The organism is Rhizobium sp. X9, from assembly GCF_018873185.1.
GTDB classification, from domain to species: Bacteria; Pseudomonadota; Alphaproteobacteria; order Rhizobiales; family Rhizobiaceae; genus Agrobacterium; species Agrobacterium oryzihabitans.
Window position 1 is genome coordinate 394,275 of sequence record NZ_CP071312.1, and the last position, 10,945, is coordinate 405,219.

Annotated in this window: 6 protein-coding genes; 5 read left to right on the plus strand and 1 reads right to left on the minus strand. The window is 58.0% G+C overall.

What is annotated here, in order from left to right; genetic code table 11:
* Window positions 1–177: 177 nt before the first annotated feature.
* Complete coding sequence (locus tag JZY08_RS16840; RefSeq protein ID WP_216332675.1) at window positions 178–1,704, minus strand: ABC transporter substrate-binding protein; 1,527 nt, start codon at window positions 1,702–1,704, stop codon at window positions 178–180.
* A 521-nt stretch (window positions 1,705–2,225) separates the two neighbouring features.
* Between JZY08_RS16840 and JZY08_RS16845 the strand changes: the two genes are divergently transcribed.
* From JZY08_RS16845 to JZY08_RS16865, 5 genes are all read left to right on the plus strand, one after another.
* Entirely contained in the window at window positions 2,226–3,350 is a 1,125-nt protein-coding gene (locus JZY08_RS16845; RefSeq protein WP_216332676.1) for a glycosyltransferase family 4 protein, read from the plus strand.
* 56 nt (window positions 3,351–3,406) lie between these two features.
* On the plus strand, window positions 3,407–4,456 hold the full coding sequence (locus JZY08_RS16850; protein WP_216332678.1) for an acyltransferase family protein: 1,050 nt from the start codon (window positions 3,407–3,409) through the stop codon (window positions 4,454–4,456).
* A gap of 391 nt (window positions 4,457–4,847) precedes the next feature.
* Window positions 4,848–6,044, plus strand: coding sequence for a polysaccharide biosynthesis/export family protein (locus JZY08_RS16855; RefSeq protein WP_003500767.1), 1,197 nt, complete (start codon window positions 4,848–4,850; stop codon window positions 6,042–6,044).
* A 456-nt stretch (window positions 6,045–6,500) separates the two neighbouring features.
* Window positions 6,501–7,799 (plus strand): efflux RND transporter periplasmic adaptor subunit, encoded by a 1,299-nt coding sequence (locus tag JZY08_RS16860; protein WP_082185775.1) that lies wholly within the window; start codon window positions 6,501–6,503, stop codon window positions 7,797–7,799.
* A complete protein-coding gene (locus JZY08_RS16865) occupies window positions 7,796–10,936 on the plus strand; it encodes an efflux RND transporter permease subunit (RefSeq protein ID WP_216332679.1) in 3,141 nt (1,046 codons plus the stop codon). The genes JZY08_RS16860 and JZY08_RS16865 overlap by 4 nt, the downstream gene beginning before the upstream one ends.
* Window positions 10,937–10,945: the final 9 nt, after the last annotated feature.

Genomic DNA, 10,945 nt, shown 5'->3' on the forward strand with positions numbered 1-10,945 from the left:
AGGAATCTAGCCAGCCCAAGTCCTTGGGCTGGAAGGACTCCTCTCGCCGCGCAGACGCGCGTCGGCTGGATCCCTGTGACAAGCACAGGGACGAGGATGGAGACGCGGCAAGGACAGGAGGTCCGTGGCGACGGAAGTGCCGGATGCAGTACCCGGCACTCGATTGCCAAACCGGCCTTACTTCGTAACCGAGGCGTTCCAGAAATACGGCCAGGGAGCTGGATCGACGCCTTCCAGCTTAGTGGACTTGGCCGCCACGGCGTTGAAATCACCGATCTTGATGAGCGGCAGCTCGGCATAGATCGTCTTCTGCACATTGGCCCAGAGCGCGATACGCTTGTCCGGATCGGCTTCGGAGGTGAAGGCGTCAACCGCCGCCTTGCGCGCCGGCGTGTCCCACCAGCCCGGCGAGCTGGTGGACAGCGCGCCCATCAGCGCCGGTTCCGGCAGGAAGGGGCTGTGGCTGATATAGATGTCCCAGAGCTTCGGGTCGGCGCGGCGCTGCGTCAGCGTCGCCCAGTCCACCACCTGCATATCCACCTTGAAGCCGGCAAGCTTCAGATATTCCGCAGCGACCTGCGCCATCTTGTAGTGGAACTCATATTGGCGGCTGGTGAGGATGCGCAGCGGCTCACCATTATAACCGGCCGCTTTCAGCTTTTCAGCTGCGGCTTCCGGATTGCCGACATTGTAATTGCCCTCGACGCCCTCTTCCGTGTGCCAGGAGAAATTGTCGGGATAATAGGCGCCGTCAAGCGCGTAAAAATCCTTGCTACCGAAAGCGGCTGCCAGCATGTCTTCCATGTTCAGCGCCTCGGTTATCGCCTTGCGCACCTCAAGCTTGGAAGACAGCCCCTCCTTGGTGTTGAACACGAAGACCGGGAAACCGAAAGGTTTCAGCATCAGCGGCTGCGACGCCGACGAGGACTTCACCTTGTCGAAAGATTCGACCGGAATGGAATCGACATAGTCATACTGGCCTGACACGGCGGCCTCGACACGGGTATTCGGATCAGGCACCGGAACGAAGCGGATTTCATCGAGATATTGATGGCGTGCGCCACCGTAACCGTCGCTTTCGCCATCGCGGGACTTGTAGCCGTCGAAACGGACGAGCTGGATATACTGGTCGGCCTTGCGCTCCTTCAGCATGTAGGGACCGGTGCCGATGAATTCCGCCATCGGCTCCGCCTGCTTTTCAGCGGGCAGGATGATGGCGGCGGAATTGTTGAAGGCGAGCAGCGAGGTCAGCGGCGCATAGGGCTGCTTGAGGGTGACCGCCACCGTCCCTGCATCCGGTGCGGAGATATTCTCGATGAACCCTGCGGCCTGCTTGCCGCGCGAGGCGATCTTCATCCAGCGGCCAAGCGAGGCGACGACATCTTCGGAGGTCATGTCGCTGCCGTCATGGAACTTGACGCCCTGACGCAGCTTGATCGTGTAGGTTTTACCATCAGCACTGATTTCAGGCAGGCTTTCCGCTAGAAGCGGGGTCACCTTCCAGCCCTTGTCAAAGGTGTAGAGCGTTTCGAAAATATGCTGCGTGACGATGCCGACGAGATCGGCCGTCGAGGCCATCGGATCGAGCGTCGGCGGCTCGCCGATCGTGGCGACGTTGATGACGCCGCCCTTTTCCTGAGCCATCATCACACCCGGCGCAAGCAACAAAGCGGCGGTGGCGAGAAATGCAAGTTTACGTCTCATTGTTAAGCTCCCAGCTCTTAGTTCCAACCTTACGTATTCCATTATTATGTTATATGCATCTTTATAACAGAATATCTCGATAAGACGCCTTGTCAATGACCTTGCCGCGGGATGACGGAATTCATTGGCTGGACAAAATGGGAAGGCAGATTCGGCGGAGACGAAAACAATGCGCAAAGCCAGAAAAATCGGGGCTTCAGCCCGAAATGGCGTAGCGTCCAGCCATCGACAGGTATCAATATCGCTGCAGGAATGGGCGCGCGGCTGGCCTTCGGCCGGGGAAATCGAGGGAGCGAATTAAGCAGGTTGGATATTTCGCATTTGCGAACAAAGTGCTATTGAGGATTATACCAAGACCAGATTACGCCAGACATACCCTCACTTCCCTATTAATCGTTACGTCATTTGCCTCCACCAGCCGTGTTTTTAAGGGCTGCAGACCGACCTGATATTCTACACCGCCGAGCTTTATTCCAGGGCGGATTATAAATTTTTATTACGTTGAAATTATTGAGGAAATCATGAAGACGGCAATCGTGCATGACTGGCTCACCGACAGAGGTGGCGCCGAAAAAGTGCTTCACAACCTTCTTGAAATTTATCCTCACGCGGATCTCTTTTGCCTCGTCGATTTTATGAGCGAGCGCGACCGGGGGTTCCTCGGCGGCCGCCCGGTCAACACCTCCTTCATCCAGAAGATGCCTTTCGCCCGGAAAAAATACCGCTCCTATCTGCCGCTGATGCCGATCGCCATCGAGCAATTCGATCTGAGCGGCTACGATCTGGTGATTTCCTCAAGTTATGCCGTCGCCAAGGGCGTCATCACCGGCCCTGGCCAGTTTCATGTCTCTTACATTCACAGCCCCATCCGGTATGCGTGGGATCTCCAGCACCAGTACCTCAAGGAAACCAGGCTCAATCGCGGGTTCGCTTCATGGATCGCGCGCGCGATCCTGCACTACATCCGCATGTGGGACATTCGCACCTCGCACGGCGTCGACCTGATGACGGTCAATTCCAAATTCATTCGCAGCCGCGTGCGCAAATGTTACGGGCGCGATTCTACCGTGATCTATCCGCCGGTGGACACCTCCCATCTCTCCCCTTCCGACTGGAAAGGCGATTATTTCGTCACCGCCTCGCGTTTGGTGCCATACAAGAAGGTGCATCTGATCGTTGAAGCCTTTGCGAAGATGCCGGAACGTCGGCTGGTCGTCATCGGCGACGGCCCGGACATGAAACGCATCCGGGACATCGCGACCCCCAACGTCGAAATCCTCGGCTTTGTCGGCAATGAAGAGCTTCACAAATATATGGCGGAGGCCAAGGCCTTCGTCTTCGCCGCAGAAGACGATTTCGGCATCGTGCCGGTCGAATCCCAGGCGCTCGGCACACCGGTCATCGCCTATGGCAAAGGCGGCGTGCTCGAAACCGTCATTCCGCTTGGCGCCTCAAACCAGCCGACCGGCCTTTATTTCGGCGAACAGACCCCCGAGGCCATCTGCGCCGCCGTCCAGGAATTCGTCGACAATTCCGACCGTTTCGACAAGAACGCCTGCATCGACAACGCCGCCCGCTTCTCCCGCGAACGTTTTCTGCGGGAATTTGCCGATACCGTGAATTTTGCGCTGGCAGCACGGGCCTGACAGCAGGCTAAATTCAACCGAGGACCACGTCAGCGAAATACATATCGAGTGTTTGCATGGAACAAAAACAGTCGCGCAACAGTAGTTATGACATCGCCAAAGGCCTCTGCATAATCCTCGTTGTATTCGGCCATGCGGAAAGGGGCTTGAGCAGTTCAGGCGCACCACCGCATTTCAGCCTTCTGGGCTTTGCCGACTATGCGATCTACACTTTTCACATGCCGTTTTTTTTCTTCGTGTCAGGACTGTTTTTCTCGTCGGGGAAGAATACAGGCTCGATTGGTTTTATCGCCAAACTCGGTAAGAATATAGCGTACCCCTATCTGTTCTGGTCGTTCCTGCATGGTAGCCTGATGGTGGTTATGGGGCATCTGGGCCTCACCAATACGACGATCGATTTTGCCAGAGTTCTCGAAATCCTGTGGAGCCCCATCAGTCCTTTCTGGTTTCTTTATGCGCTGGTTTTCTGCCAGTTGGCGTCATATGAATTGAAAAATGTGCAGGCGCTCACCCGTCTGGCATTCGCGCTCGTTCTCTTCACACTTCTCTATTTCACCAGCCACTCGGTCCTTTGGGATATCGCCTATGGGCTTCTCTATTTCACACTCGGCAGCGTCGCCAAACAATATGGCTTCCAGGACAGGCGATTTGGGATACCTTCATTCTTGGCGCTTTTCGTTGCCTTTGCGATTTCCACTTATTTTTCATGGCAAGCCCAAATTCCCGAACGGCTTCCTTTCGTGTCAGCAATCCTCGGCATAGGGCTGGTTGTCGTGCTATCGCAAATCCTCGCAAGCCGCGAAAACGCGATTTCATCGATCCTCAAGACACTCGGCCAATTATCTGTCGGCATCTATGTCATGCACATCCTGGCCATCGGTTTCGCCCGGGCCGTCGCGGTGAAGCTGTTTCATTTAACCGACATGGTGAGCCTGCTGGCAATCACGACGTTCATCGGCGTTGTCTTCCCGGCCTCCGTTCAGATGGTGGCAATCCGTCTGGGGATACATGAGTGGTTAGCGCTGCCCGCCTCCGCCCATCGCCGGACGGTAAAACCCCATACGTCCCAGCCCCTCCATCGGGTGACGCAATCAGAGACTGATTAAAAAGACTGTTTTAGAACAATTGATTAACCAATACTTTGAATCAATCGCCAAAGAAACCCCGCAAGCGTGACAAAACTGCACTAGCGCATTGCAGCAATCAAAGAGATTATGGCGTCTGGCTGGCTAAAACTCACACCATTCGGGTACGCGAGATATTGAGCGTTGTGCCGGCTTTGGTGGCGCATTTGAACTTTGAATGAACTTGAAGCAGCGCCTGAAATTGGGCATATGCCTGATAAAAGCGTCAATATTGCGGAACGCGATTCTGCTGAACGAATGTAATGCCGATTAGGGTTTCCTTTATCGGCATCCTTTATGAAGTGCTTATTTTATAAATTATACCGACGTCCGGGTCATTTCCTTTTCGGACAAAATTCATTTTGAGGACCAAATGCGTTTATTGAATGTTTCGATTCTGCTTGCCTCTGCAGCACTGGCAGGCTGCACGGTCACTGCGGCATCAGGGCCTGATGCGGCGACAATCGAATCCAACGCTTCCGTAAAGTTCGGCACCAAGGACAAGAAGAAGACCGCAGGCGTCGACTACGCGCTCATCGATGTGAACAGCTCCGTCCTGAACTATGTCGGCGATACCACCACCAGTACCCTGCTCGGCAGCTTCGGCGGCGGCAAGGGTGGCGTTCCGGCGCTGCCGATGGGTGTCGGCGACGTGGTGCAGGTTGCGATCTTCGAAAGCCAGGCGGGTGGCCTCTTCATCCCCGCCGACGCAGGCAGCCGTCCCGGCAATTATATCAGCCTGCCAAACCAGACGGTGGACCGGGAGGGCAATATCAGCGTTCCCTACGCCGGCAAGATCCGCGCGACGGGTCGCAATGTCGAGGACGTTCAGAGCGAAATCGAAGAACGGCTGGCCAACCGCGCCATCGAACCACAAGTTCTCATCACCAAGATTTCCAGCCGTTCCGCCCAGGCCTCCGTGCTTGGCGACGTGAAGGAGCCCACGAAGGTCCAGCTTTCGGAAGCGGGTGATCGCGTTCTCGACGTCATCTCCTATGCAAAGGGCCTCAGCGCCCCGAATATCGAGTCCTACGTTACGCTGATCCGTCGCGGAAAGACTGCGCGCGTCAACTACAATCATCTCGTCAGCACGCCCACCGAGAACATCTATGTGGTTCCGGGCGACACGATCATGGTGGAGCGTGAGCGCCGCACCTATCTGGCCTTCGGCGCTTCCGGCCTCAACGGACGTTTCGAGTTCGAGGACGCCGATCTCAAACTGTCGGATGCACTTGGCAAGGCCGGTGGATTGCTCGATTCCCGCGCGGACCCCGCTCAGGTCTATATTTATCGTATCGTCAGACGCGATCTTCTCGTGAAGCTCGGCATCGATACCTCCAAATTCCCGGGCCAGGAAATTCCGGTCATATTCCGTGCCAACCTTCGCGATCCCTCGACCTTCTTCGCCAGCACGAAGTTCCCGATGCAGGATCGCGACATCATCTACGTCACGAATTCGCAGGCCACCGAACTTTATAAGTTCCTGGATCTCGTTGGCTCCGTTCCCGCAACGACGGGCAATGTCGCCGAGGACGTACTCTCGACACGCAACGCCATCCGGGCTTTCTGACGCTCGACATCTTACCGCTCGCATCAAGGCCGCCTCTGAAACGAGGCGGCTTTTTCGTTTGGTCGGAACCAAAGGGGCAAGCGAGCCCGGTGTGCTTCAGATGCCGACAGGCCGAGCATGGTTGGAGAACCAGTCTGTGGTTCAAGTTACTCACCAAGCGCGACTGGTTTTCTTCCTACTTTCCATCGCGATTTGCGGAAATCAACGCGCTCTTCCATATCGAAGCCGGGGCGTAGACCCTCAGCCGACTTGCATTGAACCCAGCGGCGAACATATGCGGAAAGCCGCCATATGCCTTGCATCGCAAGGCGATATGCCAGCTGACGTTGTCGTCGCCATTACAAAAGTTTAAGGTGCTTTCGCAGCGCATTGGGTGTCTTGTGGGGAAAAGCTGCTCCCAAGGCTTGCCGCACATGTTCGGTAAACATGTATCGCTCTCATAAGCGGAACCGTCAGATGAAACGTTTCTGGACCGCCCTCAGCGTCCTTGCCATCGCAGCCGTCGGCGCGTGGTATTTCAAGGATCGCCTGCCGCTCGACCAAATCCCCTATCTCAAACAATTCGCCAGCGTTTCACCACAGGCGGAAACGACGACGGCCAAAGCGCCCGCCGGAGCGACGACGCAGCCCTCACAAAACGGCCAGTCTGCGCCGCAGCAAGGTCAGAGGCAGGGTGGCGGAAGGCGCAATGGCGGCCCACCCACGGTCAGCACCGTCGCTGCCGGCAAAGCGACATTGCCGATGGATGCAGCCGCAACTGGCTGGGCGGTTGCGGCCGACATTACCAATATAGCCCCGCTTCAGGCCGGTCTCGTCACGGAAATATCCGCAAAAGACGGCCAGCATATCAAGGCTGGCGATTTGATCCTCAAAATGGACGACCGTATTGCCCGCGCCGCCGTCGACAAGGACAAGGCAAACATTGCGGCGGATCAGGCAACGCTGGATCAGGCCGAGGCGGCTTTCCAGCGCGCCGCCAATCTGGTCAAGCAAAATGCCGAGGCCCAGCAGGTGCTGGATCAGGCCAAGGCAGCACGGGATTCCGCCAGCGCCAAGACCGACGCCGACCGCGCCGCGCTTGCATCCGATCAGGTTACGCTCGAAAACATGGAAATCCGTGCGCCCTTTGACGGGCGGCTGGGGGATATCAGCGTCAGCCCGGGCGCTTATCTCAGCGCTGGCGTGAATATCGTGACGATCACGAAATACGATCCCATCTTCGTCAGTTTCCGCCTGTCCCAGCGCTACCTGCCGCAATTGCGTGAGGGCGTAGAGAAGGACACGACCGTCGACGTCGATCCCGCTGCAACCGGCGGCGAGGCCATATCCGGCGTCCTGCGTTTTTACGACAACATTGTCGACCAGACCTCCGGCACCGTCCTGGCGAAGGCGGAATTCGAGAACGAGCGCGGTCTTTTGTGGCCGGGTCAATCCGTCAATGTCACGACCCACTTCGTCTCGAACGAGGAGATGATCGTTGTACCGACGGTCGCCGTTCGGCCAGGGCCGAAGGGTAGTTTTGTTTATACCGTCGATGACAATCATCGTGTTCACATGACGACCGTGGAAGTCGCCCGCTCGAACGGTGATTTCACCGCCATTGCAAGCGGCCTCACCGGCGGCGAGCACGTGATCATCGAAGGCCAGTCTGAACTCACCGACGGTCAGCAGGTCGTTGAGCAGTTCTCCGACAAGGGCGGCGCGGCCGGCAATCTGGCCGCCAATGTTACGCCGGAAAAGGTTGGCACCCCATGATCGCGAATTTCTGCATCAACCGGCCCGTCGCCACCACCCTTCTTGCCATAGGCCTCGTGCTGGCCGGGCTTGCCGGTTTCAGCCTGCTGCCGGTCGCCGCCCTGCCGAAAGTCGATTTTCCGACGATCAGCGTCTCGTCGTCGCTGTCGGGCGCATCGCCGCAGACAATGGCAACCTCCGTCACCACGCCGCTGGTCAAGCAGTTCGAAACCATTCCGGGCGTCAGCGAAATCAGCGCCACCAACACGCTCGGCAACAGCTCGATCGTTCTGCAATTCGATCTCAACCGCGATATCGACGCGGCGGCCGCCGATGTGCAGGCCGCGATTTCCCGTGCGCAGCGGCAATTGCCAAGCAACATGACGACGACGCCGAGCTACCGCAAGACCAACCCCGCCGATGCGCCGGTTCTGTTGCTTGCGGTCAACAGCAAGGAAATGCCGACCAGCAAGGTGGATGAAATCGCCGAGAATATCATCTCGCCGCTTCTGTCGACCATCTCCGGCGTCGCACAGGTGAGCATCTACGGCGCACAGACCTATGCGGTGCGCATCGGCCTCGATCCGGCGCAGCTTCAGGCAAGGGGGCTTGGCGTCGATACCGTCACAAACGCCATCGCACAGGCGAATAACCAGGTGCCTGTCGGTGCCTTGCAGAACGACAATCAGCGCCTGACGATCGAGGCCGATACCCAGCGCACCGATGCGGCGGCCTTCCGGACGCTGGTCGTGTCCACGAATAACGGCGCGCCCATTCATCTCGGCGATATCGCCAATGTGACGGACAGTATCGATAACACCGATGCCGGCAGCTGGTTCGATGGCGAACAGGCCATCGTGCTCGCCGTGCAGCGCCAGCCGGACGCCAACACCGTGGCTGTGGTGGACGCAATCAGGGCAAAACTGCCGGCGCTTCGCCAGCAATTGCCGCCCTCGGTCAATATCAACGTCATGAACGACGCGTCCACCGCGATCAAGGATGCGATCTCCGACGTGCAGTTCACGCTGTTCCTCACCATCGGGCTGGTGGTTGCGGTCATCTATCTTTTCACCGGGCATCTGACGGCGACCATCATTCCGGGCCTTGCCGTGCCGCTGTCACTGATCACCGCCTTCGGCGCCATGTATGTCCTCGGCTACAGTATCGACAACATCTCGCTGCTCGGGCTGACATTGTCGGTCGGGCTTGTGGTGGACGATGCGATCGTCATGCTTGAGAATATCCTGCGCCTGCACGAAAAGGGCCTGACGATGCGGGAGGCGGCGCTTCAGGGCGCGGCGGAAGTCAGCAATACCATCCTGTCCATGTCCGTCTCGCTGGTGGCTGTTTTCATTCCCATTCTGTTGATGGGCGGGGTGATCGGCAGGCTCTTCAACGAATTCGGCATGGTCGTCACGCTCGCGATCATGGCGTCTGCACTTGTGTCGCTAACGGTGACGCCGATGCTCGCATCGCGCCTTTCCGGCCAGTCTTCCAGACCTCCAGCCATCATCCGCTGGTTCGACGCCGGTTTCGAGCGCACGCTTCACCACTATGGCAAGGCGGTCGGCTGGTGCCTCACGCACCGCCGCGTGGTTCTGGGCGCGTTTCTGGCCTCGATTGCCGCCTCGCTCTATCTGTTCGAGACGCTGCCTTCCAGCTTTTTCCCGCAGGAAGATATTGGCCGCCTTTCCGTGTCAACGCAGGCGCGCGAGGATATTTCCTACACCGCGATGCGCGATCTCCAGGCGCAGGTTGCCGATCAGATCCGCAAGAACCCGGCCGTCGTGCATGTCACCTCCATCGTTGGAGGCAATTCCCGCAATCCGCTGAACAACGGATCGATGTTCGTTGAACTGAAGCCCAAGGAAGAGCGCGCGCCGCTCAGCCAGGTGCTGAGCGAACTGGGGCAGGCCACATCAAAGGTGGCCGGTATCCGCACCTATATCAATCCGCAGCAGAGCCTGCGTTTCGGTGGGCGCAGTTCCGCCAGCCAGTATCAGCTCGTCGTTCAGGGCCTGAACGCCGATACCACCAATGAATGGTCGAACAAGCTGATGGAGGCAATGCGTCGCGACCGGACATTCACCGCCGTCACCTCTGACGCCCAGAATGGTGCGATCGCCGCAACGATCTCGGTCGATCCGGAAAAGGCCGCAGCCTTCGGCATCACCAACGATCAATTGCGCAAGACGCTGGAAATGTCATTTGGCGGTTATACGGCGGCGCAGATCCAATCGACCGGCGACAGTTATGACGTGATCGTGGAGTTCGACAGCTCGAAGCAATGGGACGACAACTTCCTAAGCGATATCAATATCCTCTCCGCCAAATCTGGTGTGCTTGTTCCGCTTTCCAACTTCGCTGCCCTCACCCGCACACAGGCGCCTGTTACCATCAACCAGACGGGTCAGCTCGTCTCCACCACGATCTCCTTCAACCTGCCGGATGGCGTGGCGCTTTCCGATGCCACGAACCGGATCAACGAGATCAAAAGCACGATAGGCCTGCCGCAGGACGTGTTCACCAGTTATGGCGGCACGGCGGCCATCTTCCAGCAGAGCCAGGGCAATACCGGCATCCTCATTCTGGCGGCGGTGCTGACCATCTATGTGGTTCTCGGCGTGCTCTACGAAAGCTTCATCCACCCGCTGACCATCCTGTCCGGTCTGCCGGCGGCGGCCTTCGGCGCACTGGTGGCGCTGAAGGTCATGGGCATGGATTTCTCGATCATCGCGCTGATCGGCCTGCTGATGCTGATCGGCATCGTCAAGAAAAATGCGATCATGATGATCGACGTGGCGGTGGAATTGATCCGCGAACAGGCGGAGCCGCCCGCCCGCGCCATTCACGAAGCCTGCGTGCGCCGTTTCCGGCCGATCATGATGACGACGTTCTGTGCTTTGCTCGGCGCCCTGCCCATCGCGCTCGGCTCAGGCGCAAGCTCCGAGCTGCGCCAGCCGCTCGGTGTCGCGGTGGTCGGCGGGCTCATTGTCTCGCAACTGCTGACGCTGTTCATCACCCCGGTCATCTTCGTGGAAATGGACCGGTTTGGTCACTTCCTCACCGGGCTGTTTTCGCGCAAGAAAACGGCTGGAAAGCATGCGGAACCACAAAAGCCGGAAGGGGCAAGCGAGCCGGATTCCGTGGCCGCCTGACGCATTGCC